At 57.9% G+C, this 23428-nt stretch carries 24 protein-coding genes; 8 read left to right on the forward strand and 16 right to left on the reverse strand.

The window, feature by feature from the left end:
- Positions 1–5 precede the first annotated feature (5 nt).
- Positions 6–2267, reverse strand: a complete 2262-nt coding sequence (metE, locus tag EV102420_RS18320; RefSeq protein WP_042394892.1) for a 5-methyltetrahydropteroyltriglutamate--homocysteine S-methyltransferase — start codon at positions 2265–2267, stop codon at positions 6–8.
- Positions 2268–2383: 116 nt separating this feature from the next.
- On the opposite strand from metE, the gene metR reads away from it, so the two are divergent.
- Positions 2384–3340 carry an HTH-type transcriptional regulator MetR gene (gene metR / locus EV102420_RS21655; RefSeq protein WP_072015311.1) on the forward strand — a complete coding sequence of 319 codons (957 nt, stop codon included), beginning with the start codon at positions 2384–2386 and terminating at the stop codon, positions 3338–3340.
- On the opposite strand, the gene EV102420_RS18330 is transcribed toward metR, so the two are convergent.
- From EV102420_RS18330 to pldB, 3 genes are all read right to left on the reverse strand, one after another.
- Positions 3225–4124, reverse strand: a complete 900-nt coding sequence (locus tag EV102420_RS18330; RefSeq protein WP_042394896.1) for a carboxylate/amino acid/amine transporter — start codon at positions 4122–4124, stop codon at positions 3225–3227. The genes metR and EV102420_RS18330 overlap by 116 nt on opposite strands.
- Positions 4125–4195: 71 nt before the next feature.
- Positions 4196–4996, reverse strand: coding sequence for a sugar/pyridoxal phosphate phosphatase YigL (gene yigL, locus EV102420_RS18335; RefSeq protein ID WP_042394898.1), 801 nt, complete (start codon positions 4994–4996; stop codon positions 4196–4198).
- A gap of 39 nt (positions 4997–5035) precedes the next feature.
- The gene (gene pldB, locus EV102420_RS18340) at positions 5036–6028 is read right to left on the reverse strand and encodes a lysophospholipase L2 (RefSeq protein WP_042394901.1); all 993 of its coding nucleotides are present in this window, start codon (positions 6026–6028) and stop codon (positions 5036–5038) included.
- A gap of 108 nt (positions 6029–6136) precedes the next feature.
- On the opposite strand from pldB, the gene rhtB reads away from it, so the two are divergent.
- Positions 6137–6757 (forward strand): homoserine/homoserine lactone efflux protein, encoded by a 621-nt coding sequence (gene rhtB, locus EV102420_RS18345; protein ID WP_042394902.1) that lies wholly within the window; start codon positions 6137–6139, stop codon positions 6755–6757.
- Between the two features lie 165 nt (positions 6758–6922).
- Positions 6923–7807 carry an Rpn family recombination-promoting nuclease/putative transposase gene (locus EV102420_RS18350; RefSeq protein ID WP_042394907.1) on the forward strand — a complete coding sequence of 295 codons (885 nt, stop codon included), beginning with the start codon at positions 6923–6925 and terminating at the stop codon, positions 7805–7807.
- Between the two features lie 38 nt (positions 7808–7845).
- Here EV102420_RS18350 and rhtC read toward each other — a convergent pair whose 3' ends face one another.
- The 3 genes from rhtC to pldA are packed head-to-tail and all read right to left on the reverse strand — an operon-like array spanning position 7846 to position 11258.
- Positions 7846–8466: a threonine export protein RhtC gene (gene rhtC / locus EV102420_RS18355; protein WP_042394910.1), complete on the reverse strand. Its 621-nt coding sequence runs from the start codon at positions 8464–8466 to the stop codon at positions 7846–7848.
- Between the two features lie 60 nt (positions 8467–8526).
- The gene (recQ, locus tag EV102420_RS18360) at positions 8527–10353 is read right to left on the reverse strand and encodes an ATP-dependent DNA helicase RecQ (protein WP_042394939.1); all 1827 of its coding nucleotides are present in this window, start codon (positions 10351–10353) and stop codon (positions 8527–8529) included.
- A gap of 35 nt (positions 10354–10388) precedes the next feature.
- The gene (gene pldA / locus EV102420_RS18365) at positions 10389–11258 is read right to left on the reverse strand and encodes a phospholipase A (RefSeq protein ID WP_042394914.1); all 870 of its coding nucleotides are present in this window, start codon (positions 11256–11258) and stop codon (positions 10389–10391) included.
- Positions 11259–11418: 160 nt separating this feature from the next.
- Between pldA and yigI the strand changes: the two genes are divergently transcribed.
- The 4 genes from yigI (at position 11419) to EV102420_RS18385 (ending at position 13766) form a co-directional block, all read left to right on the forward strand.
- Positions 11419–11886, forward strand: coding sequence for an acyl-CoA thioesterase YigI (gene yigI, locus EV102420_RS18370; protein WP_042394916.1), 468 nt, complete (start codon positions 11419–11421; stop codon positions 11884–11886).
- 56 nt (positions 11887–11942) lie between these two features.
- On the forward strand, positions 11943–12836 hold the full coding sequence (rarD, locus tag EV102420_RS18375; RefSeq protein WP_042394918.1) for an EamA family transporter RarD: 894 nt from the start codon (positions 11943–11945) through the stop codon (positions 12834–12836).
- A 140-nt stretch (positions 12837–12976) separates the two neighbouring features.
- On the forward strand, positions 12977–13381 hold the full coding sequence (locus EV102420_RS18380; RefSeq protein WP_042394919.1) for a hypothetical protein: 405 nt from the start codon (positions 12977–12979) through the stop codon (positions 13379–13381).
- A 4-nt stretch (positions 13382–13385) separates the two neighbouring features.
- On the forward strand, positions 13386–13766 hold the full coding sequence (locus EV102420_RS18385; RefSeq protein WP_042394921.1) for a DUF2628 domain-containing protein: 381 nt from the start codon (positions 13386–13388) through the stop codon (positions 13764–13766).
- A 36-nt stretch (positions 13767–13802) separates the two neighbouring features.
- On the opposite strand, the gene corA is transcribed toward EV102420_RS18385, so the two are convergent.
- From corA to lptM, 8 genes are all read right to left on the reverse strand, one after another.
- The gene (corA, locus tag EV102420_RS18390; protein ID WP_042394922.1) at positions 13803–14753 is read right to left on the reverse strand and encodes a magnesium/cobalt transporter CorA; all 951 of its coding nucleotides are present in this window, start codon (positions 14751–14753) and stop codon (positions 13803–13805) included.
- A 148-nt stretch (positions 14754–14901) separates the two neighbouring features.
- Entirely contained in the window at positions 14902–14958 is a 57-nt protein-coding gene (gene ysgD / locus EV102420_RS22925) for a YsgD/CorL family protein (RefSeq protein ID WP_353621329.1), read from the reverse strand.
- A 148-nt stretch (positions 14959–15106) separates the two neighbouring features.
- A complete protein-coding gene (uvrD, locus tag EV102420_RS18395) occupies positions 15107–17269 on the reverse strand; it encodes a DNA helicase II (protein WP_042394924.1) in 2163 nt (720 codons plus the stop codon).
- Between the two features lie 62 nt (positions 17270–17331).
- Positions 17332–18048, reverse strand: a complete 717-nt coding sequence (gene yigB / locus EV102420_RS18400) for a 5-amino-6-(5-phospho-D-ribitylamino)uracil phosphatase YigB (RefSeq protein WP_042394926.1) — start codon at positions 18046–18048, stop codon at positions 17332–17334.
- The gene (xerC, locus tag EV102420_RS18405) at positions 18048–18950 is read right to left on the reverse strand and encodes a tyrosine recombinase XerC (RefSeq protein ID WP_042394928.1); all 903 of its coding nucleotides are present in this window, start codon (positions 18948–18950) and stop codon (positions 18048–18050) included. Before xerC ends, yigB begins: the two co-directional genes overlap by 1 nt.
- Positions 18947–19654, reverse strand: coding sequence for a DUF484 domain-containing protein (locus EV102420_RS18410; protein WP_042394930.1), 708 nt, complete (start codon positions 19652–19654; stop codon positions 18947–18949). Before EV102420_RS18410 ends, xerC begins: the two co-directional genes overlap by 4 nt.
- Positions 19651–20475: a diaminopimelate epimerase gene (gene dapF, locus EV102420_RS18415; protein ID WP_042394933.1), complete on the reverse strand. Its 825-nt coding sequence runs from the start codon at positions 20473–20475 to the stop codon at positions 19651–19653. Before dapF ends, EV102420_RS18410 begins: the two co-directional genes overlap by 4 nt.
- 35 nt (positions 20476–20510) lie before the next feature.
- Positions 20511–20714 carry an LPS translocon maturation chaperone LptM gene (lptM, locus tag EV102420_RS18420; RefSeq protein WP_042394934.1) on the reverse strand — a complete coding sequence of 68 codons (204 nt, stop codon included), beginning with the start codon at positions 20712–20714 and terminating at the stop codon, positions 20511–20513.
- A gap of 135 nt (positions 20715–20849) precedes the next feature.
- Between lptM and cyaY the strand changes: the two genes are divergently transcribed.
- Complete coding sequence (gene cyaY, locus EV102420_RS18425; RefSeq protein ID WP_042394936.1) at positions 20850–21170, forward strand: iron donor protein CyaY; 321 nt, start codon at positions 20850–20852, stop codon at positions 21168–21170.
- 44 nt (positions 21171–21214) lie between these two features.
- On the opposite strand, the gene EV102420_RS18430 is transcribed toward cyaY, so the two are convergent.
- On the reverse strand, positions 21215–23428 hold a 2214-nt coding region (locus EV102420_RS18430; RefSeq protein ID WP_042394941.1), incomplete at its 5' end, for a class I adenylate cyclase.

Consider the following 23428-nt stretch of genomic DNA (forward strand, 5'->3'; position numbering starts at 1 on the left):
GAGCCTCACGCCTGACGCAGGTTCTGTGCCGCTTTCACCATGTTCGCCAGCGCGGCACGGGTCTCCGGCCAGCCACGGGTTTTCAGGCCGCAGTCCGGGTTAACCCACAGGCGTTCAGCCGGGATGCGATCCGCCGCCTTCTTCAGCAAGGTCTCGATCCACGCGACGTCCGGCACGTTTGGCGAGTGGATATCGTAAACCCCCGGCCCAATCTCATTCGGGTATTCAAAGGCTTCAAACGACTCCAGCAGCTCCATATCCGAGCGCGAGGTTTCGATGGTGATCACGTCGGCATCCAGCGCGGCGATGGAATCCATGATGTCGTTGAACTCGCAGTAGCACATATGGGTGTGGATCTGCGTCTCGTCCTTCGCCACCGCGGCGTTAATACGGAAGGCTTCCACGCCCCAGGCCAGATAGGCGTCCCAGTCGCTGCGCCTTAGCGGCAGTCCTTCACGCAGGGCTGGCTCATCGATCTGGATAATACCGATGCCCGCCGCCTCCAGATCCGCCACTTCGTCGCGCAGTGCCAGCGCAATCTGCTTCGCGATGGTTTCCCGGCTGACGTCTTCGCGCGGGAAGGACCAGCAGAGAATGGTCACCGGCCCGGTCAGCATCCCTTTTACCGGCTTATCGGTGAGGGACTGGGCATATTTCGCCCACTCCACGGTGATCGCTTCCGGACGGCTAACGTCGCCGATCACCACCGGCGGCTTCACGCAGCGGGAGCCGTAGCTCTGCACCCAGCCGTTCTGGGTAAAGACAAAGCCGTCCAGGTGCTCGCCAAAATACTCCACCATGTCGTTACGCTCGGCTTCACCGTGCACCAGCACGTCGAGGCCCAGGCGCTCCTGCTCGGCAATCGCCTGTTTGATATGTTCGGCAATACCAGTGCGGTAGCTGCCCGCGTCTAGACGTCCCTGTTTGAACTCCAGGCGCAGGCCGCGGATCTCGGTGGTCTGCGGGAACGAGCCGATGGTCGTTGTCGGCCAGGCGGGCAGGTTGAAACGCGCCCGCTGAACCGCTGCACGCTCCGCGTAGGGACGCGCACGCTGGCTATCTCTGGCGGTAATCGCTGCCAGCCGCTGGGCCACCGCCGTGTTGTGCACCCGGGTTGAATGGCGGCGCGCCTGGATCGGGGCACTCCATGCAGCCAGTGGCGCGGTGTCGCCGCTGTTCAGGGCATCGCGCAGCAGGGTCAGCTCGTGACATTTTTGCAGGGCGAAGGCAAACCAGCTCTTCACTTCGCCATCCAGCCGGGTCTCCACGCTCAGATCGATCGGACTGTGCAGCAGCGAGCAGGAGGAGGCGACCCACAGATCGCGTTGGCCGACGATGTCTTTAATCTGGGCATATTTCTCGGTGAGATCGGCCCGCCAAACGTTACGACCGTTCACCAGCCCGGCGGAGAGCAGCCAGGCGGCTGGCAGGCGGCGATGCAGCTCGGCTACGTCATCCTTGCCGTGCACCAGGTCAACGTGCAGACCCTGTACCGGCAGCGCGGCAATAGTATCGAGGTTCGGCGTCACGCCTTCGAAATAGGTGGTCAGCAGCAGCTTCACCTGCCCTGCCAGCGTCTCATAGGCGGGCTTGAAGGCGTTCAGCCACGCCTGCGGCAGCTCCAGCACCAGTGCGGGCTCGTCGATCTGTACCCACTCGACGCCGCGTTTTGCCAGCTCGGCCAGCACCTGCTGGTAGACCGGCAGAATGTCATTCAGCAGGCTCAGGCGGTCAAACGGCTCGCCTTTTACCTTGCCCAACCACAGGTACGTTACCGGCCCCAGCAGGACGGGCTTGACCTTGTGGCCCAGCGCCAGCGCCTCGTCTACTTCATCCAGCAACTGGGTCCAGGTCAGCGCGAACCGCTGTCCTTGAGTGAACTCCGGCACCATATAGTGATAGTTGGTATTAAACCATTTGGTCATCTCTGCCGCCGCCGCTGGCTCACCGGTAGGCGCTCGGCCGCGGCCAATGCGGAACAGGGTGTCGATATCGACCGATCCATCTCTGTTCTGATGACGAGCCGGCACGTTGCCGAGTAGCAGGCTGGTGGTCAGAACATGGTCGTACCAGGCGAAATCGCCCACCGGCAGCAGGTCAATACCCGCCTGCTTCTGCTGATCCCAGTGGCGAGCGCGCAGCTCCCGGCCTACCGCCAGCAGCGCGTCCTGCGTGGTGTTGCCCGCCCAGTAGCTCTCTTGTGCCTTCTTCAACTCGCGACGCAGACCAACGCGAGGAAAACCGAGGGTGTGATTCAGTACTGTCATGGTATACCCCTTGTGAATTTTAGGATTTTGGACGTCCAGATGTTTACACATCTATATTCGACAGGTACTGTATATTCCTCAAGCGCAAATTGTTCATGGCGAAGTGAAGGACTTTCATGATCGAAATTAAACACCTGAAAACGCTCCAGGCGTTACGGAACAGCGGATCGCTGGCGGCAGCGGCGGCCACGCTGCATCAGACACAGTCCGCCCTCTCCCACCAGTTCAGCGATCTCGAACAGCGCCTTGGCTTCCGTCTTTTTGTGCGTAAAAGTCAGCCGCTGCGCTTTACGCCGCAGGGCGAGATCCTGTTGCAGCTGGCCAATCAGGTGCTGCCGCAGATTAACCGTGCGCTTCAGGACTGTAGCGAACCGCAGCAAACCACCCTACGGATCGCCATTGAGTGCCACAGCTGTATTCAGTGGCTCACTCCCGCGCTTGAGAATTTCCGTAGCAAATGGCCGCAGGTAGAGATGGATTTCAAATCCGGCGTGACCTTCGATCCCCAGCCAGCGTTGCAGCAGAGCGAGCTGGACGTGGTGCTGACCTCAGACATTTTGCCGCGCAGCGGGCTGCACTATTCACCGATGTTTGATTTTGAAGTGCGCCTGGTGCTGGCCCCGGATCACCCTCTCGCGACCCGGGCGCGTATTACGCCGGAGGATATCGCCGCTGAAACGCTGCTGATCTACCCGGTCCAGCGCAGTCGGCTGGACATCTGGCGTCACTTCCTGCAGCCGGCGGGCATTAACCCGATGGTGAAGAGCGTGGATAACACGCTGCTGCTGATCCAGATGGTGGCGGCGCGGATGGGTATCGCGGCGCTGCCGCACTGGGTGGTGGAGAGTTTTGAGCGCCAGGGTCTGATCGTGACCAAGACCCTGGGCGAAGGACTGTGGAGCCGGTTGTACGCAGCGGTGCGCGATGGCGAGCAGCGTCAGCCGGTAACGGAGGCGTTTATTCGCTCAGCGCGGAACCATGCGTGCGACCACCTTCCTTTTGTGCGGAGCGCGGAGCGACCCAGCGGCGATGTACCCACAGGGACGCCACTATCACTGTCCCCCCAAGGATAAAGCTCGGCCAGTGGGGCTGCTCTTGCCAGATGGCAAGGTTTACCAGCAGTCCTGCCGGGACGTGCATGTTGTTCATGATGCCGAGCGTACCGGCATCCACCTGGGTTGCGCCGTAGTTCCACATGAAGTAGCCAATCCCTGACGCCACCACGCCGAGAAACACCAGAATGCTCCACTGCAGGTTTGTCTCCGGCAGCTTCTGGGCGTTGCCCAATGCAAACCAGGCCACCACCGCCACCAGGAACGCGCCCAGATAGAACCAGGCAAAGGCGTTATGCTGCGGCATCGGACGGGTCTCCATCAGACGCTTGTAGCCCACCATGCCGATGGCAAAGCTGATGTTAGAGAGCTGCACCAGCAGCAGTCCGGTCCAGAAGTGGTTAGTCACCTGATCGTAACGGATGATCCCGGCCCCGATCACCGCCAGCAGCGCGCTCAGCGCATAGCCCCAGCGCAGTCGGCGTCGACTCATCACGTCGTAGATCAGCGTGATGTAGAGCGGCGTCAGGACGGTGAACAGTAACAGCTCGGAGACCGTCAGATAGAGATAGGCGCGGAAGCTGAGCATATACATGATGCCCAGCTGCATAGCCCCCACCAGCATATAGAGGCCGATGGTTTTTAACCCGTGGCCTCGCGTACGCAGGAAAGGCAGGAATACCAGCGCCGCCAGCCCAACTCGCATCAGCACGGAGAAGTAGCTGTCGATATGTCCGGCGAGGTATTCGCCATAGAGGCTAAAAGAGAAGGCCCACAGAACGGTGGTGATAATGAGTAACGCCACAATAGGTGTCTCGTTGGTTAATGAGCACCCATTGTAGCGGAGTTACCGGTTGACAACTGATTAATCGTTAATCAATCAAGAAACAGCTTCCGCAGATAGTGCGGCACGGCGTTGTCACCGTTAGTGCCGATCACTTCCAGCTCTGGATAGAGATCCTTCAGGCGCTGGTGCGCGTTGGCCATGATGCAGCCCTTACCCGCCATAGAGAGCATCTCGGCATCGTTCATTCCATCGCCAAAGGCGATGCACTCTTTCAGACTGTGGCCCATCGCTTTCGCCACTGCCTCCAGCGCGTGACCTTTCGACACGCCGCCCGCCATTACCTCCAGACAGGTCAGCGTGGAGAAGCTGACGTTGACGCGATCGCCCCAGCGGGCGTTGATGGCCTGCTCCAGGGGCAGCAGCGGCTCATGGGTATCGCAGGTGAAGAACACTTTGCTGATCCCCTCCGGTTCAAGGAGGCCTGGCTCATAGAGCGAATACTGAAAGACGGCCTCTTTGAAAAAGCGCATCTCATCCGGGCGGTGGCGGTTGATAAACCACTCATCGTCACGGTAGACGTTGGTATCGATATGCGGATCGTGATGCATCACGCCAAACAGATCTTCAGCGATTTCGCGATCCAGGTTATGAGTAAAGACTAGGTTGCCATCAGTATCGTGCACCCGCGCCCCGTTAGAGGTGATCATATAGGCTTTGATACCCAGCTTATCGCGGATCTGTCCTACGTCGACATGGTGACGGCCGGTGGCAAAAACGAAGTTGACGCCGCGCGCGGTCAGCAGCTTTAACGTCTCTTTGGCGTAGGGAGAGAGTGAGTGGTCGGGTGAGAGCAGCGTGCCATCTAAATCAGACGCAACAACCTGATACATAATAGAATTTAACCTCTGGTCAGGCGGCGAACCGCCGGATTAGTTATGCCCGTCGAAAAAATCAACGATGGCGTTAAGCGCGACTGAGCGCATGGCGTCCTTTTCAAAAAGGATCTCATGGTACGCGCCTTTGATCACCAGCGGCTTGCCTCCTTCACAGGGGTGGCCCGCTGCGGCGCGAATTTCACAGAAACGATCGTGCATTCGGTTATCGACGACGCGCTCCTCTTCTGCCTGAAGCAGGAGCATGGGCGTCGCATCCTGCGCCGCGCCCGCCAGCACCTTTTCACCGGCGAGAATACCCTCTCGCACCCAATGGTTGGTCGGCCCGCCGACGCGCAGCTGCGGATCGTCAGCATAGCAGCGCAGGTTTCGCTGGTAGCGTACCCGACTATGGGTAAGCACGTTAATGCTAAACGGCAGCGCATGCCAACGTCCCGTGCCCAGCGCGTAGCTCTCCCGGAACGGCTGATAGCCTTCGGCCCAGTTCAGGATATGGCGCACCATCCAGTCGGGCAGACGGATAACAATACCAAACATGGGCGCGCAGAGCGCGATCGCATCGCAACGCTGCGGCTGGCGTTGCAACAGCAGCGTGGCGATCGCCCCGCCCATTGAGTGCGCCAGAATATAGCGTTTACGCCATGGGCCCGGCACAACCTCCTGCTGCCAGAAGGCCTGCAGATCGTCAACGTAGTCATCAAAATTATCGACGTGCCCGCGATGCCTGTCGGGCAGAATACGGCCTGAGCGCCCCTGCCCGCGATGGTCGATGATCAGCACGTCAAAACCGAGATGGAACAGATCGTAAGCAAGCTCGGCATATTTGACGTAGCTTTCAATACGCCCAGGACAGACAACGATCACCCGATCGTGATCGGCAGCATGAAAGCGCACAAAGCGCACTGGAATATCGCCAACGCCAATGAATTCAGCCTCTTCACGCTGCCGCCAGAAATCGGTCAAGGGTCCGTGCGTGAAAGCTGCAAAGGCATTTTCTCTTGTTTCCCACCCCTTTTTCTGCCGAAACATTGGGTTTCCGCCCCCGGTCGTCTGTAAAATTGTTTTTTTATGACTCGTGATACAACATGTTAACAATAGCGTATTGTTGCATAAAATATATCGTTCAGGGAGTTTCGCATGACTTTCGAGTGGTGGTTTGCCTATCTGCTTACCTCGATCATCCTCAGCCTCTCGCCAGGCTCCGGCGCGATTAATACCATGACCACCGCCATCAGCCACGGCTATCGCGGCGCAGCGGCGTCGATTAGCGGCCTGCAGACCGGTCTGGCCATTCATATTGTGCTGGTGGGCGTCGGACTCGGAACGCTCTTCTCCCGATCGCTGCTGGCGTTTGAGGTACTGAAGTGGGCAGGCGCGGCCTACCTGGTATGGCTGGGCATTCAACAGTGGCGGGCCGCTGGCGCGCTGGATCTCAACACCCTCGCCCAAACCCAGTCTCGCGGACGCCTGTTTAAGCGCGCCGTCTTTGTGAACCTCACCAACCCCAAAAGCATTGTTTTCCTTGCCGCGCTGTTTCCACAGTTTATCAATCCGGATCAGCCCCAGGTGATGCAGTATCTGGTGCTTGGCGTCACCACCGTCGTAGTGGATATCATCGTGATGATTGGCTATGCCACCCTGGCAACGCGGATTGCGGCGTGGATAAAGGGGCCGCGCCAGATGAAGGCGTTAAACCGCGTATTTGGCTCGCTGTTTATGCTGGTCGGTGCGCTGCTCGCCTCGGCAAGGCACGCGTGATGAATTTAGGGGCCCGCTCGCAGCGTTAGGGTAACAGACTGCACGTTCGAGCTGTCCCCTACGGCGCCGCCCGCAACCAGCAACGTTTCCCGTCTTGCATGCTGTTGGTCCGGTGCCATCGGTGCCAGAATGCCGCCTGACACTCTCATTCAAGGATGATGAACGATGGCGGAGACAGCAGCACCGCATGATGCGGTATTTAAAATGTTTCTTTCCCGCGTAGAAACCGCGCGGGACTTTATCGAAATTCATCTCCCGCCCGCATTAATCCACATCTGTAAGCTTGATACGTTAAATCTGGAGTCGGGCAGCTTCCTTGAAGATAGCCTGCGTCCCTACTATAGCGACATCCTCTATTCACTGGAGACCACCTGCGGGCGTGGCTACGTTCATATTCTTATTGAACACCAGAGCTCACCGGACAAGCACATGGCGTTTCGACTGATGCGCTATGCGATAGCGGCAATGCATCAGCACCTTGAGGCAGGGCACAGCGCCCTGCCGCTGGTGATCCCCATCCTGTTCTATCAAGGACGGCGAAGCCCCTACCCCTGGTCTCTGAATTGGCTAGAAGCGTTTAACGATCCAGATATTGCTCATCAGCTCTATACCACCGCCTTTCCCCTGGTGGATATCACCGTTATCCCTGACGAGGAAATTATGCAGCATCGCAGCATGGCGGCCCTGACGCTGATTCAGAAGCATATTCGCCAGCGCGATATGGCGCAGCTTTTGGACAAGCTCACAGTTTTGTTGATGCTGGAGCAGATGAGCGGACAACAAGTCATCACGTTGATAAACTACATCGCACAAGCAGGAGAAGCCCAGGACGTTCAGACTCTGTTATTTGGACTGGCACAGCGCGTGCCGCAGCATGGAGAAACATTGATGACGTTTGCAGAGAAATTACGCAATGAAGGCATGCAGGAAGGGAAACGCGTTGCCATACAAGAAATTGCAAAAACAATGCTCAGGTTGGGCCTCGATTCTGAAGCAATAATGAAGATCACCGGCCTGTCAAAAGACGAACTACAGCAGCTACGACATTGAAACGCGACCCGCCCGGTTAAACCCGGACGGGCAGCGGCTTAACGAGAAATAATCAGGTGCAGGCCAAAGGCGGTGAAGAGCGCGCCAGCCACGCCGTCGATCCACTTCGCCATACGCTGGTAGCCACGGCGCATCGCTGGCAGAGCAAACAGGCTCGCCACCAGGGAAAACCAGGCGAAAGTCTCCAGCGCGATCAGCACGAAAATCCCCCAGCGTGCCGTTTCACCGACGCTGTCGCCCACAAACAGCGAGAAGACCGAGCCGAAGTAGATGATTGCTTTTGGATTCGCCAGATTAGTCAGCAGCCCCTTCACAAAGCTACGTCCGCCGGTTGCCAGCTCAACCTGCGGTGCAGGCGCATTCAGGACCTCTTTTTTCAGCGCCCCGCGCAGCATCTGGTAGCCCATCCAGCAGAGGTAGAGCCCACCGCCGACCATAATGATGGTGTGCAGCCAGGCCATTTTTTCGAGGATCAGATTGAGGCCAAGCAGTGCGACGGCAGCCCAGATCATGACGCCGAGGGTGATCCCCAGCACGCCCATCATCGCCTCTTTGCGCGAGCGGCTGACGGCAGTTTGCGAGACAAAGAAGAAGTCCGGACCAGGGCTCATCAGCGCCACCAGGTGCACCAGCGCCACGGTCAGAAATAGCGTTAACATAGGTTACTCGTGAAGAAAGAGAAATTAGAGCCCTATCCTGGCACCTTTTCGCCGCGCTGACTACTCATCGTCGCCGTCGACATGCTCGCGAATAAGGGTCATAAACGGCTTGCCGAAGCGCTCAAGCTTGCGCATCCCAACGCCGTTCACGCTGAGCATCTCGCTGGCGGTGATCGGCATCTGCTCGGCCATCTCGATCAGCGTGGCATCGTTGAACACCACGTAAGGGGGAATGTTCTCTTCATCGGCAATGGCCTTACGCAGCTTGCGCAGTTTGGCAAACAGCTTGCGGTCGTAGTTGCCGCCGAAGATTTTCGGGTTTGCCCGCGCCTTCACCACTACCACGCGCGGCACGGCAAGCTGCAGCGGCACTTCGCCACGCAGGAACGGACGCGCGGCCTCGGTAAGCTGTAGCGCCGAGTGCTGGGCGATATTCTGCGTCACTACGCCAAGGTGGATAAGCTGGCGGATCACGCTCACCCAGTGCTCCGTTGTTTGATCGCGCCCTTCGCCATAGATCTTGAGCTTGTCATGACCCATGTCGCGAATGCGTTGGTTATTCGCGCCCCGTAGCACCTCGACCACGTAGCCCATGCCGAAACGCTGGCCGACGCGGTAGATAGCCGAAAGCGCTTTCTGAGCGTCTACCAGCCCATCGTAGCGACGCGGTGGATCGAGGCAGATATCGCAGTTGCCGCACGGCTCCTGACGCCCTTCTCCAAAGTAGTTCAGCAGCACCAGACGACGGCAGGTCTGCGCTTCGGCAAACGCGCCCATCGCGTTGAGCTTGTGGCGCTCAATATCCTGTAGCTGACCTGGCGGCTTCTCCTCCAGGCATTTACGCAGCCAGCCCATGTCAGCCGGATCGTAAAACAGCATCGCCTCGGCGGGCAGGCCATCACGCCCGGCGCGGCCGGTCTCCTGATAGTAGGACTCAATGTTGCGCGGAATATCAAAGTGCACCACAAAGCGCACGTTGGGTTTGTTAATCCCCATTCCGAACGCCACGGTAGCCACCACGATCTGCAGATCGTCGCGCTGGAACTTCTCCTGCACGTCGGCTCGAATGCTGTTGTCCAGCCCGGCGTGATAGGCCCCGGCGCTAAAGCCACGGGCCTGCAGGCGCGCGGCGGTATCCTCTACCTTCGCGCGGCTGTTGCAATAGATGATGCCGGATTTGCCTCGCTGCTCCTGAACGTAGCGCAGCAGCTGATCGAGCGGCTTAAACTTCTCCAGCAGCGTATAGCGAATGTTGGGACGGTCAAAGCTGCTGACCTGGATCAGCGGATCGCGCAGGCCAAGCAAATGCACAATATCGCTGCGGGTGGTGTCATCCGCCGTGGCGGTCAGCGCCATAAAGGGCACAGAGGGGAAGCGGGCGCGCAGCTGGCCGAGTGCGGCATACTCAGGGCGGAAATCGTGCCCCCACTGCGAAATACAGTGCGCCTCGTCAACCGCCACCAGACGTAGATCCCAGTGCGCGAGATGCTCAAGGAAGTTATCCAGCATCAGGCGTTCTGGGGCAATGTAGAGCAGGCGGATCTGCCCGCTGCGGCAGCCCGCCATAATGCCCTGCTGCTCCTCCCGGCTTTGGGTGGAGTTGAGGCAGGCGGCCGCCACACCGTTGGCAAGCAGCTGGTCGACCTGGTCTTTCATCAGCGAAATCAGCGGCGATACCACCACCGTCAGACCGCTTTGTACCAGCGCCGGAATTTGATAGCAGAGGGATTTCCCGCCGCCGGTCGGCATGACCACCAGACAGTCGCGCCCAGCGAGCACGGTCTCAATGATGGTCTGCTGGCCCGGGCGGAACTGCTGGTAGCCGAAGGTATCCCGCAAAACCTGCCCTGCCCCCGACTCCAGATTCAATACTTCCGCCTGCGCCACGTTAACCCCATCTGCCTTCAAAAAATGACTCTGCCTTAAAAAAGATCGTTAAGCATAACGCCCACGCCTACGCGTGTCTGGTTAAAGTTGTAATCAATTAATGATTCACCGTAACCGCTGTAAACCTGGGTATACAGACGCACGTGCCTGGTGACCGGATAGCTCAGACCCAGCTCGGCGCCGCCGTAGCCGGTATTCCAGTTGTACTGCCCTTTAGCACTCAGAATGGCCTCGCCCAGCTGGTAACCGAGCTTGAGCTGGTAGTAGCCCATGTACTTGGTGATATCCGGGTTATCGTCGGTGTCGCCCACCACAAACCACGGTTTTACCTCTACCAGCCAGTTAGCATTTTGCGCCATCAGGCGGCTATAGATGCGGTTCCAGCTGCGGGAGGTCGGATCGGAGCGGCCGTTAGAGTCGTGATTATACCCGAACTCAACGTCGCGCAGCGTCCAGCCTGCCAGTTCATAGTCGGTAGCGAAGCCGAGGAACAGCTGCGGCTCGTAGTTGGTTTCACGAAACGGCGAAGATTCACCGCTGTTAGAGAGCTGCCACCAGGACTTCTGCGTATAGGACGCGCCCAGCACCGAGTTCGGCCCCATGATACCGCGCCAGAACGGGAATGCCAGGCTGAGCTGGAATTTTACCTCATCTTTGCGTGCGTTATCGGACCAGTTGTAGGTGCTGATGGCCTCTTTGTTGAGATCGCTGGTTACCGTATAGAGCAGATAGTTGGACTCATACGGATAGAGCGTAAAGGGGTTATCGTGCTCCTGTAACATATTCGCGATAATGCTGCCGCGTACGGCGGGTGCATCGTGTACAGCTTTAACCGTGGCTTCCTGCGCTAATGCTGTAAAAGGCAGTGCAATGGCTGACAAAAACCAGGGCAGATACGTCCGCATCGGTTTTGCTCTCCTGACCAAAATTGTTGAAATGAGTAATATTCAGACACCCATTTTACATCTTTCTATAAACGCTGCGCAGCTATCGTTTCCGAAAGTGGAAAACAACAATTAAGAAGCATAAAATCAACAACTCATTAACTACCGGACGCATAAAATAATGTCAGCCGTTCTTACCGCCGAAGAAGCGTTACAGCTGGTGGGCGAAATTTTTGTTTATCACATGCCGTTTAACCGTGCGCTGGGCCTGGAGCTGGATCGCTATGAAAAATCCTTTGCCCAGCTCAGCTTTAGTAACCAGCCGATAATGGTCGGCAACTGGGCGCAAAGCATTCTTCACGGCGGGGTCATTGCCTCTGCGCTGGACGTTGCGGCAGGACTGGTCTGCGTCGGCAGCACGCTCACCCGCCATGACACCATTGCAGAAGAGGAGCTGCGCACGCGCCTTGCAAAGATGGGTACTATCGATCTGCGCGTCGACTATCTGCGGCCTGGGCGGGGCAATCGCTTTACCGCCACCAGCAGCCTGCTGCGGGCGGGCAACAAGGTGGCCGTAGCCCGCGTTGAGCTGCATAACGAAGAGCAGCTCTATATCGCCAGCGCCACGGCGACCTACATGGTAGGTTGAGACAGTGAAATCGGTTAACATGCTGTTACTTTTTGATGACGGATTTGGATGTTCCGATGGATGCTAAGCAGACGCGGCAGGGTGTATTACTTGCTCTTGCCGCTTATTTTATTTGGGGTATCGCACCGGCGTACTTCAAGCTGATCGACTACGTTCCCGCCAATGAGATCCTGACCCACCGGGTTATCTGGTCGTTCTTTTTTATGGTGATACTGATTAGCGTGAGCCGTCAGTGGCCGCGGCTGAAAATCCTGCTGCAAACACCCAAAAAGATCCTGCTGCTGGCCCTGTCGGCGGTATTGGTGGGAGGTAACTGGCTGCTGTTTATCTGGGCGGTAAACAATCACCATATGCTGGAGGCCAGCCTCGGCTACTTTATTAACCCGCTGGTGAATATTGTGCTGGGTATGATCTTCCTCGGCGAGCGCTTCCGCCGTATGCAGTGGCTGGCGGTGCTCCTTGCCGCCTGCGGCGTGCTGGTGCAGCTCTGGACCTTTGGCTCGCTGCCGATCATTGCCCTGGGGCTGGCGTTTAGCTTTGCCTTCTATGGCCTGGTACGCAAAAAGATCGCCGTCGATGCCCAGATGGGGATGCTGGTAGAGACCCTGTGGCTGCTGCCAGTCGCCGCCGTCTGGCTGTTCGGCATCGCTGACAGCCCTACCAGCCATATGGGCAGTAACCCGTGGTCGCTCAACGTGCTGCTGATGGCGGCAGGCGTAGTGACCACCATTCCGTTGCTCTGCTTCACCGGCGCGGCTACCCGTCTACGTCTGTCGACGCTTGGCTTTTTCCAGTATATCGGCCCAACGCTGATGTTCCTGCTGGCGGTCACCTTCTACGGTGAGATACCGGGGATGGACAAGATGGTGACCTTTGGTTTCATCTGGGTAGCGCTGGCCGTATTCGTGATGGATGCGCTCTACACCCAGCGCCGGATGCGTAAACTATAACCTCTCTTCCCCTCTTCACAGGGAGAGGGGAAATAGACGTCCATCGTCATTGATGCCCTACCAAAGTTCGTAGTCTACAATTAACAAACACGTCTCATTTTAATACTATCCTTAATACCTTTCAGACAAAGCGTCATAATATGCTCTATAAACTATTCGTTCCTACTAATAGTGGTAGGATTTCACGCGGCCTCTATATTGCTGCCTTTTTAGTTATTAATATCCTCGCGCTATTTTTATATGCCGAGGTAGAGAACGCCCTGATACTCATACTGGCAACGCTTTTTATCCAGTACCTCGTGATCAACATTAATTGCTGCCGACTGCGTGACAGCGGCTTCAAAAAAATAGTGTGGTATGTCTTACTGACTATTGTCGTATTTATCGTTGCTCTGTTAGCCGACATGAATGAAGAGTATGACGTGACGGGCAGCGGCTTTAGGATCTATGTGGCGTGGTATTTCATCTGCTTTATCGCGCTGATTCTGGCCCCCACTGAGGGAAAGGATCCTGCGCCACATAGCGATACTCACAGCAAGGAATAACAATATGAAACACGACTATATGAACGATCCTTCCATTAGTGACAAATGGAAATTCCGCTTCTCTTTTCTGGACAAAAACGGTGTGCCGGGCTTCTGGGGAAATACCCCTGAATGGAAAGCGGCTTATAAGAAGTTGACCTTTGGCCAGCGCCTGAAAGTGGCAATGAACTTTTATGCCCTCTTTTTCTCAGTCATCTATTTGCTGATTCTGGGCCTGTGGAAAAAAGCAGTCGTCGTGATCTTATTGCAAATTTTAGTCGGTTTTATTGTTTTCCTGACCGACTTTGGCTGGCTGGGATCGGTGGTGTCGTTATGGGTCGCCTTCCGAACCAACATTTGGTATTACCAGAAGGTCGTGCTTAAGCAGCAGGACTGGGGCCTGTAAGAGAATATCGGCGGTTCAGGTGAACCGCCATTCCCTTCAGAGCCAGTTGCGGCGTTTGAAGTAGAGATAGGGCGCCAGGCCGGCAAGCATCATAAAGACGATCGCGCCCGGATAGCCGAAGCTCCAGTGCAGCTCTGGCATAAACTCAAAGTTCATCCCGTAGCTGGAAGCCACCAGCGTTGGCGGCAGGAACACCACCGATACCACCGAGAAGATCTTGATGATTCGGTTCTGCTCGATATTGATAAAGCCCATCGCCGCCTGCATCAGGAAGTTGACCTTCTGAAACAGGGATTCGTTATGCGGCAGCAGGGATTCGATATCGCGTAGGATCTCCCGAGCCTGCTCCAGCTGGCTACCCGGTAGACGCGCCTTACGTACCAGGAAGTTAAGGGCACGTTGGGTATCCATCAGGCACAAACGCACCTTCCAGCCGATATCCTCCTGCTCCGCCAGCGCAGAGAGCGCTTCGTCATACTCATCGCCCTGCTGGCCTTCCATAATGACGCGGCTCAGCTTCTCCAGATCGCTGTAGATATTCTCGATCTCGTCCGCCAGCTGTTCGATTTTGGTCTCAAAGAGATCCAGCAGCAGCTCGTAGGCGTTACCGTCAACCATCGCCTGGCTGCGGGCGCGCATCCGGTAGAGGCGAAATGCCGGCAGCTCACGTTCGCGCAGGGTAAACAGACGACCGTCGCGAATGGTGAACGCGACCGTCGAGTTACCGGCGTGATCCTCTGCATCTTCAAAGAAAAAGAAGGAGTGAATATGCAGCCCGTCCTCATCCTCAAAGAAACGCGCGGAGGCTTCGATATCCTCCAGCTCCGGACGCGTCGCAAGGCTCTGGCCAAGATCCGTCTGCACACGGTTACGTTCATCGTCATCCGGCTCGACCAGATCCACCCATACGGCATCGATCAGGGTAGGTGTCTCTTCAACTTCGAGACGGGTCAGACGGTTATTTTCCAGTTGAAATGCGCTCAACATGACCGGGACTCCCAATACAAAAATTATCGGACAGTTCGGTGGGCACACAGAAACAAATTGGGTTTCAGACCATTAAACAGCCTGACTCAGCGCGACGGGAATTATTGCCGCTGACAACCACTAAGGCCATCAGCGCGAGGAGATAGCCTTAGGAGTTGTTCCTGAATGACAGGGAATTGAGCCAGCATCTACTGGGTGTGTCCAAGGCGAATGTCCTCTTAGCGTGATCGTGCGCGCATGTTACGCCAGCTAAAATATGGCGTCAACACGCAACGGAACGCTGAAGAGCAATAATTGGCCTTCAGCGTTTAAGGGTAGCAGAGTATTACAAAATAATGATATTTTTCTGAATCTTACACTTCTTCCAGCCGCGCGTAAGCGGCTACCAGCCATTTGATCCCCTGGCCCTGGAAGGCCACCTGCAGACGGCTATGCTCGCCGCTGCCCTCAAGGTTGACGATGGTGCCTTCACCAAATTTCGGATGACGCACCCGCTGGCCGAGCTTGTAGCCGGAGTCGTTCTGCGTCACCGGCGTCCCCATGCGCTGATGGTTCACCGGGCGGCTGATGCTGGCGCGCAGGCGCACCTCTTCCACGCAGTTTTCCGGCAGCTCGCCGATAAAGCGTGAGGGACGATGGTAAACCTCTTTGCCATACAGACGGCGGGTTTCGGCATAGGTCAGCGTTAGCTTCTGCATGGCGCGGGTTACGCCCACGTAGGCCAGACGGCGCTCCTCCTCCAGCCTGCCACCCTCATCCAGCGACATCTGGCTGGGGAACATCCCCTCTTCCATGCCGACGATAAAGACCTGCGGGAACTCCAGGCCCTTCGCCGAGTGCAGGGTCATCAGTTGCACCGCATCCTGCCAGGTATCGGCCTGCCCTTCGCCCGCTTCCAGCGCCGCGTGGGAGAGAAACGCCTGCAGCGGCATCAGATCTTCGTCTTCGTCGTTGTAGCTAAACTGGCGCGTTGCCGTCACCAGCTCCTCTAAGTTTTCGATACGAGCCTGGCCCTTTTCGCCCTTCTCCTGCTCGTACATCATCCACAGGCCGGAATCTTTGATCACCCGGTCGGTCTGCACGTGCAGCGGCATATCGGCGGTCTCCTGGGCCAGGGCGTCGATAAGCTCAAGGAAACGCTGGAGCGCATTGGCCGCGCGTCCGGCCAGCGCCCGCTCCTGCAACAGCTCCCGGCTGGCCTGCCACAGCGTCAGCTGACGATCGCGCGACGCCTGACGCACCACGTCCAGGGTGCGATCGCCAATGCCGCGCGTTGGCGTATTCACCACGCGCTCAAAGGCCGCATCGTCGTTGCGATTGGCAATCAGGCGCAGGTAGGAGAGAGAATCTTTGATCTCCTGGCGTTCGAAGAAGCGCATGCCGCCATAGATCCGGTACGGCATGCTTACCTGGAGCAGCGCCTCTTCCAGCACGCGCGACTGGGCGTTGCTGCGGTAGAGGATCGCGCACTGCTCCAGCGCGCCGCCGCTCTCCTGCCAGGTCTTAATTCGGTTCACCACGAAGCGCGCTTCGTCGAGTTCGTTGAACGCGCAGTAGAGCGAAATCAGCTCGCCGTCGAGGCCATCGGTCCAGAGCTTTTTCCCGAGGCGACCGTTGTTGTTCTCAATCAGGGCGTTAGCCGCGCTGAGAATGTTACTGGTCGAGCGGTAGTTCTGCTCCAGGCGGATAGTCTCAGCACCGGGGAAATCGTTGAGGAAGCGCTGGATGTTTTCAACCTGCGCGCCGCGCCAGCCGTAGATAGACTGGTCGTCGTCGCCCACGATCATCACCTTGCCGGTATCCCCTGCCAGCAGGCGGATCCAGGCGTACTGAATGTTGTTGGTATCCTGGAACTCATCCACCAGGATATTGGTAAAGCGCTCGCGGTAGTGGTTGAGAATATGCGGCTTGTTGAGCCACAGCTCATGGGCACGCAGCAGCAGCTCGGCGAAGTCCACCAGCCCGGCGCGATCGCACGCCTCCTGGTAGGCCTGATAGACCTTCTGCCAGGTCTGCTCAACCGGGTTACCGAAGCTCTGAATATGGTGCGGGCGGATGCCTTCGTCTTTCTGGCCGTTGATGTACCACATCGCCTGCCGCGGCGGCCACTGCTTCTCGTCGAGGTTCATGGCCTTGATCAGACGACGCAGCAGGCGCAGCTGATCCTCACTGTCGAGGATCTGAAAATCCTGCGGCAGGTTGGCGTCCAGATGGTGAGCGCGCAGCAAGCGGTGCGCCAGTCCGTGGAAGGTGCCGACCCACATGCCGCCCTGGGTGGTGCCCATCAGCTGGCCGATACGGTGGCGCATCTCTGCCGCCGCTTTGTTGGTAAAGGTCACCGCCATAATCGAGTATGGCGAGCAGTTCTCTACGCTCAGCAGCCAGGCGATACGGTGAACCAGCACGCGCGTCTTACCGCTGCCTGCGCCCGCCAGCACCAGCATGTTGCTGCGCGACGCGGCCACGGCGTCACGCTGTTTGTCATTAAGGCTGTCGAGCAGGTAAGAAACGTCCATTGGCACCGCCGGGAGAGAGGGGCCGTACAGACCCCTGTTAATATATACAGATTATCTGGTGATTATATCAGCGAGGTCAGAGATGCCAACCGGGAAATTTCAACGTGGGGTAATAAGCGGCTGTCGGACGTGTGCATCAGATCGGCACTTTTCGGTTTGATCCAGCAGGCCTGCATTCCGCAGCGGATCGCCCCCGCCACGTCAGTGGTGAGGTCATCGCCCACGTGCAGGATCTCTCCCAGCGGCAGGGAGAGCTTCTCCGCCGCCCGATGGTACATATCCTCATGCGGCTTCGAACGCCCGTCCGGGCCAGCGCGCAGGACAAACTCAAAGTAGTCGCCAAGGCCAAACCGCTCCGGCTGCGCGTTGCCGTTGGTGATCGCCACCAGCGGCCACTTTTTGGCCAGCGCCGCCAGCGTATCGTGCGTCGCCTGTGGGACGTCTATCCGGCTGCGCCAGATAGCAAAGTTTGCCATCGCCGCCGTGGCCCCCTCCTGCGCCTCTTCCGCGCTCAGGCCAGCGTCCAGCATGGCACGCTCTACCGCCCGCCGCCGCCACTCTGTGACGTCGTGGTGGATATCCGGATCGCTTTCACGCAGCGCCTGCCGCAGCCGATGGAAGTCGCTATTCTGCAGATGGTTAAGCGAGGAGTGATAGTTTTGCACAAAGGTCAGCGACTCGTGCTCGGTCCGCAGGATCACCTCACGGTTATCGTACAGGGTGTCATCAAGGTCAAAGGTCAGGGCCGAGATCTGACCCAGTGGACGATAAAAACGCATTATTTCCCCCGTTTGGCGCGTGGATGCGCCGCGTCGTACACCGAGGCAAGGTGTTGAAAATCAAGATGGGTATAGATTTGCGTGGTGGATAAGTTCGCGTGGCCCAGCAGCTCCTGCACGCCGCGCAGATCGCCGCTCGACTCCAGCATGTGGGTGGCAAAAGAGTGGCGCAGCTTATGCGGATGCACGTGACTGTTCAGCCCCTGCTTAATGCCCCACTCGGCAAACCGCTTCTGCACGTTGCGCGCCGAAATACGCTTGCCGAGCTTGGACAGAAACAGCGCGTCTTCATCCGTACCAAACAGCCCGCGCAGATCCAGCCAGTGCTCAACCCAGATGACCGCGTTACGGCCTATCGGCAGACGGCGCTCCTTGCTGCCTTTGCCCAGCACCCACACCTCACCGGTGTCGAGATCGAGATGGCGGATGTCCAGGTTTACCAGCTCAGAAAGACGTAGGCCCGCGCCGTACATCACCTCCAGCATCGCGCGGTCGCGCACGGCCAGCGGATCGTTAAGATCGATATCCAGCAGACGATTAACGTCATCAACGTCGATATTTTTCGGCAGGTGGCGCGGCGCTTTCGGGGCAGATATCCCCTTCGCCGGGTTGGCCACCAGCTCGCCCTGGCTCACCAGCCAGTCAAAAAAGCTGCGCAGAGCCGAGAGCCGCAGCGCCAGGCTTGCTGGCCCCAGCCCCTGACGTCGGCTCTTCACCGCAAAGCTGCGCACCACGGCGGCATCACACTGCGGCCAGCTTTTGATATTGCTTTCATCCGCCAGCGTAATAATGGCAGCGAGCTGACGTTCATAGTTCAGCAGGGTGATCGGACTCAGCTGCCGCTCAACGCTCAGGTAGCGCAGAAAACGGGTCACCAGCGGCTGCAGCGGCGAGTCGATCATATGCGTTCAATCCAGCGCGCCAGCAGCTCCGGCAGCATGGCCGCCACCTCTTGCAGCAGCTGGGTGCCCTGATCCGGGTGGTAGTGGGTCACATCCCGGCTGCTGAAAATAATCACGCCGAGATCGCCGTCGTGGCCCATCATGGAGAGCGCCACGGAGCCGATAGCGCGCGCTTCAGGCAATAGCAGCAGCAGCTCAGGCCCGTTAAGCGGCCCCAGATAGTGGTTCTCATGGCCCAGGCGCTGAATACGCAGCGGCTCAAACGCCTGACGGCTCAGCGCCAGATGGGTAAAGTCAGAGGGCGCGCCGATGCGCCAGCGATCGGAGAACAGACGGATGCTGGCCCCTGCCAGACCCATCTCTTTTGCCCAGCGCTGGAAACGCACCAGCAGATCCTCAAGGCTGCTGGCCGAAGCCATCTGCCCCTGCAGACGCAGCAGGCAGGAGAAGAGATCTTCGTTACTGCTCGCCTGCTCCATCAGCAGGGTCATGTTCTCTTCCAGCAGGTTAATATGGTTGCGCGCGCGCACCATCTGCCACTCAACCAGCGATACCGCGCCGCGCACCGGGTGCGGGACCTCGATCATCTGGACCGCCTGGGCATTGCGGATAAAAAACTCAGGATTGCGCAGCAGGTAATCCACGACCTCACGATCGGTTAGTTCGGCCAGGGCCGCCTGCTGCTCTTCCTCAATGTGCTTCATAGATGAATAAATCCGTCGTAGACGTGTGTTGCCGGGCCGGTCATAAACAGCGGCTGGCCCGGACCCTTCCAGGCAATATCAAGACGGCCGCCTGGAAGCTCCACGCGTACCTCTTCTGCCAGTAAACCTTGCTGGATCCCCACGGCCACCGCCGCACAGGCGCCGCTGCCGCAGGCCTGGGTTTCCCCCGCGCCGCGTTCAAAGACGCGCAGGCGAATATGTTCGCGCTTAACGACCTGCATAAAGCCGATATTGGCGCGCTCCGGGAAGCGCTCGTGGCTCTCCAGCACCGGACCCAGGGTTTCAACCGGGGCGGTGTCGACACTCTCCACCTGAATCACGCAGTGCGGATTCCCCATCGAAACGACGCCGCACAGAATGGTCTGTTCAGCGACGCGCATGATATAGGTTTTCTCCGCTTTGTTCGCACGGAACGGCACGGCGGCGGGATCAAAATTGGGCTCGCCCATATTCACCCGTACCAGCTCATCTTCCGTGACGCTCAGCACCATGCGCCCGTTGGCGGTGCTGACGCGGATATCACGCTTGTTGGTCAGCCCCTTCAGACGGACAAAACGAGCGAAGCAGCGTGCGCCGTTGCCGCACTGCGACACTTCGCTGCCGTCGGCGTTGTAGATCCGGTAGTGAAAGTCGAGATCCGGATCGTAAGGCGGCTCGACGATCAGCAGCTGATCGAAGCCGACGCCCAGATGGCGATCCGCCAGTCGGCGGATCAGCTCCGGCGAAAAGAAGACATTCTGCGTTACCGCGTCGACGACCATAAAGTCGTTGCCAAGGCCATGCATTTTAGAGAACTGCATCATTGACTCCATTGCACAGAAACAGAATGTTACCGTCAGTAAATCACCTGGGTTGGGCCATCAGCGGTGCCGCGATCGTTACGCGTCGGCGTGCCCGTCTGGGCCGGGTTATCCACTTTCTTGGTTGGCGGCGGAGCAGATTTGTCAGCGGGCGGGAAATAGAGAGGTCCCTTCAAACCGCAGCCCGTCAGGCTAAACAGGGTCAGAAGTACCGCCAGCGAACGAAAAACGTTTTTCATTATGGTTGCCTGTAAGTTCATGCTTTATGTTTTCTATCATCGCAGGAGAGGGCACAAAAGCAAGAGTTTGCACGCCGCCTGCAATGGGAATTATTTCGCGTTATACTGCCGCCATCACGATCAGAAGGAAAAAAAATGAACGACTCTGAGTTTCACCGCCTTGCCGATGGCCTGTGGCAGACCATTGAAGATCGCCTGGATAGCTGGGACGGCGACAGCGATATCGACTGCGAGATCAACGGCGGCGTGCTGACCCTGACCTTTGAAAACGGCAGCAAAATCATCATTAACCGTCAGGAGCCGCTGCACCAGGTGTGGCTGGCAACGAAACAGGGCGGCTACCACTTCGACCTGAAAGGCGACGCGTGGATCTGCGATCGCACCGGCGACGATTTTTGGGATTTGCTGGAGCAGGCGGCAACGCAGCAGGCCGGGGAGCCGGTCGCTTTTCGCTAAAGTACATCGCCCGGTGGCGCTCTGCTTACCGGGCCTACGTACGTCTACGAAAAATAGTGCTGCAGCAGCGGCGCGTCGTTGTTTGGACTGGCTGGCGGCACTACGCCAATCGCCTGGTTGCGGAACGGGATCACCTGTGCACGCCCGTCAACTTTTACAATCTGGTAGAACTGCGGCAGATTGAAGTTGATAAAGCTGGAGCCGTAGGTAAAGCGATCGTGGGATGAAGAGTAGAAGCGGCTTACGTCGCGTACCAGCTCCTCTTTACTGCCCTCGCAGTGGTGATACACCTCTGCCCGGTTGCTCTCGTCCAGTATATAAATATTAAAGCCCGCCTCGTCACCCGACTCTTCAAAGAAGAACTGGATAATCCCTTCGCTGGCAAACCCATCCACCACCGGCGGTAGCTTGACCTGGTTGGTCTCTACCTGCACCGACAGGCCGTGCAGCTTGTTGTGGGAGATCGCGCCATAGAACTCAATGGCATTCTCCAACTTCTGTACCGAAACGTTCAGGCGCTCAAAGAAGAGTCCCCATGTCTGCCCGGCAACGCGCAGCGCTTTAAAGCGTCCGGTCTCCTGGCGGGTGCTGGAGAGGCGCAGTTCGATGCACTCTGACACCAGCTGCTGGACGCGGGTACGAATCAAACCGCGCAGGTGCTGGCTATAGCAGAACACCTCAACGCTATCCGGCGGCGCGGCGTCCTGATGCATCTTGCCCAGAATGGTCTTTAGCGCCTCGATCATCGCCTGCTCGCCGTTAAAGTGCAGGGTACGCACCTCGTTCCACGAGTTGCGATACAGCAGATCGACGCTGCCCACCAGGCAGTTTTGCTGCTCGCCGAAGCTGAACACGTCCAGCTTGCGGAAGTCAAAATGAACCACCTGATTGCGGAACGCCGCCGTCGGGTCGTACTCCAGATTAACAATGATCGCCAGATGACGAATTTCACACGGGCTATAGAGCGCCTTCGGCGTCGGCGCAGGCAGGCGCAGCGGGAAGTGGTGCGACACGTCGGCCACCATCTCCTGTAGCTTCGCCAGATCGACAATGCCGTTGCCCTTGATAAACAGATGCGTGCGCGACGTCAGCAGGCCGTTAAACCATGCCCACGCCACCAGCTTGTTCAGATAGCGGTTATACTCCAGCGGCTGCTGGCTGATAATCGAATCCATGCTCGGGGCGCGGTTATAGAGATACCAGCCAGAGCGGTTGGCGCGGCCCGGCGGCACATGAATAAAGGTCAGATTCGGCTCGGAGAGATCCGGCGAAATCTGCGGGTTTACCAGCGTCACTTTCCCAGGCAGCGCTTCAAAGGCGGCATACAGCTTACGGGTCAACACGCCGATATCCTGCGGACTGGCGGAGACGCTAAGGTTATTACGGCGTGCAAAGCGGATCAGGTTACGATAGCTCTGCATCATGGCATCGAGCAGTTCGTTATGCGCTTCGCGCACCTGGCCAATTTTCCAGTTAGCGCGGTTATCGAGCATGGCGAGACGCGCTTCGTCCCAGCCCCACTCCTTCACCAGCGAGCTCACGACTTCGCGTCGCCAGCCCACGCAGGCGCGCTCGCGGCTCAGCTTTTCACACACTTTTAAGTAGAAACATCGACGCACCAGATCAAGGCGCGTGAAGTCTTCGATCGCCGTCAGATAGTGGGTAACCCGCTCCAGCATCATGCAGTAGTGATCGAGACCAAAAGAGACGATCTCCCCGTCGTGCAGCCGCTGTTTAATGTCTTTTGCCAGCAGGCGCGTGTTCGGGTACTCCCAGGAGTAGGCCTCCAGCAGCAGCGTTTTCAGCACCGCTTTATAGGGAGAGTCGATGCTTTTATAGAGCTGCCACAGGCTAGCGCCGAAATACTCCTCCGCCGACAGCGAGCTCAAACCGCCGAGATCCAGCCACTCGTTTGGCGTCAGCACGCCCTGGGCGTAGAGCGACATCACGTAGTCGTCGTAGTTAGCCTCTTCATCACCCGGAACCATATTCCACAGAATACGCTTCCCGGCCAGCCGCACGGCGGTGCGGTAGAACTCATCAAGCAGGAGGATGTGCTGGGTAGAGCCGCAGTCTTCCCCGCCGAGGCTGCCGCTTTCGTTATGGCGGAAGCGGTTTTCGTCGATCAGGAAGAAGCTTACCTCTACGCCGAGCGAGGCGGCCCAGCTCTCCAGCAGGCTGCATTTACGTTGTAATAGCTGGCGCTCATCGCTGTCGAGCCACGACTGATGACACACCCAGATGTCGAGATCGGAAGA

Origin of the sequence: Pseudescherichia vulneris NBRC 102420 (assembly GCF_000759795.1) — a bacterium.
Classification (GTDB): Bacteria; Pseudomonadota; Gammaproteobacteria; order Enterobacterales; family Enterobacteriaceae; genus Pseudescherichia; species Pseudescherichia vulneris.

Excerpts from the sequence above, each read along its gene's own strand:
- pldA (WP_042394914.1), bottom strand. The coding sequence starts at position 11,258 with ATGCGGACGTATCTGCCCTGGTTTTTGTCAGCCATTGCACTGCCTTTT.
- yigL (WP_042394898.1), bottom strand. The coding sequence starts at position 4,996 with ATGTATCAGGTTGTTGCGTCTGATTTAGATGGCACGCTGCTCTCACCC.
- uvrD (WP_042394924.1), bottom strand. The coding sequence starts at position 17,269 with ATGGACGTTTCTTACCTGCTCGACAGCCTTAATGACAAACAGCGTGAC.
- EV102420_RS18350 (WP_042394907.1), top strand. The coding sequence starts at position 6,923 with ATGGCGGAGACAGCAGCACCGCATGATGCGGTATTTAAAATGTTTCTT.
- metE (WP_042394892.1), bottom strand. The coding sequence starts at position 2,267 with ATGACAGTACTGAATCACACCCTCGGTTTTCCTCGCGTTGGTCTGCGT.
- yigI (WP_042394916.1), top strand. The coding sequence starts at position 11,419 with ATGTCAGCCGTTCTTACCGCCGAAGAAGCGTTACAGCTGGTGGGCGAA.
- yigB (WP_042394926.1), bottom strand. The coding sequence starts at position 18,048 with ATGCGTTTTTATCGTCCACTGGGTCAGATCTCGGCCCTGACCTTTGAC.
- xerC (WP_042394928.1), bottom strand. The coding sequence starts at position 18,950 with ATGATCGACTCGCCGCTGCAGCCGCTGGTGACCCGTTTTCTGCGCTAC.
- lptM (WP_042394934.1), bottom strand. The coding sequence starts at position 20,714 with ATGAAAAACGTTTTTCGTTCGCTGGCGGTACTTCTGACCCTGTTTAGC.
- rarD (WP_042394918.1), top strand. The coding sequence starts at position 11,943 with ATGGATGCTAAGCAGACGCGGCAGGGTGTATTACTTGCTCTTGCCGCT.
- pldB (WP_042394901.1), bottom strand. The coding sequence starts at position 6,028 with ATGTTTCGGCAGAAAAAGGGGTGGGAAACAAGAGAAAATGCCTTTGCA.
- dapF (WP_042394933.1), bottom strand. The coding sequence starts at position 20,475 with ATGCAGTTCTCTAAAATGCATGGCCTTGGCAACGACTTTATGGTCGTC.
- corA (WP_042394922.1), bottom strand. The coding sequence starts at position 14,753 with ATGTTGAGCGCATTTCAACTGGAAAATAACCGTCTGACCCGTCTCGAA.
- EV102420_RS18380 (WP_042394919.1), top strand. The coding sequence starts at position 12,977 with ATGCTCTATAAACTATTCGTTCCTACTAATAGTGGTAGGATTTCACGC.
- metR (WP_072015311.1), top strand. The coding sequence starts at position 2,384 with ATGATCGAAATTAAACACCTGAAAACGCTCCAGGCGTTACGGAACAGC.
- cyaY (WP_042394936.1), top strand. The coding sequence starts at position 20,850 with ATGAACGACTCTGAGTTTCACCGCCTTGCCGATGGCCTGTGGCAGACC.
- EV102420_RS18410 (WP_042394930.1), bottom strand. The coding sequence starts at position 19,654 with ATGAAGCACATTGAGGAAGAGCAGCAGGCGGCCCTGGCCGAACTAACC.
- EV102420_RS18385 (WP_042394921.1), top strand. The coding sequence starts at position 13,386 with ATGAAACACGACTATATGAACGATCCTTCCATTAGTGACAAATGGAAA.
- rhtB (WP_042394902.1), top strand. The coding sequence starts at position 6,137 with ATGACTTTCGAGTGGTGGTTTGCCTATCTGCTTACCTCGATCATCCTC.
- rhtC (WP_042394910.1), bottom strand. The coding sequence starts at position 8,466 with ATGTTAACGCTATTTCTGACCGTGGCGCTGGTGCACCTGGTGGCGCTG.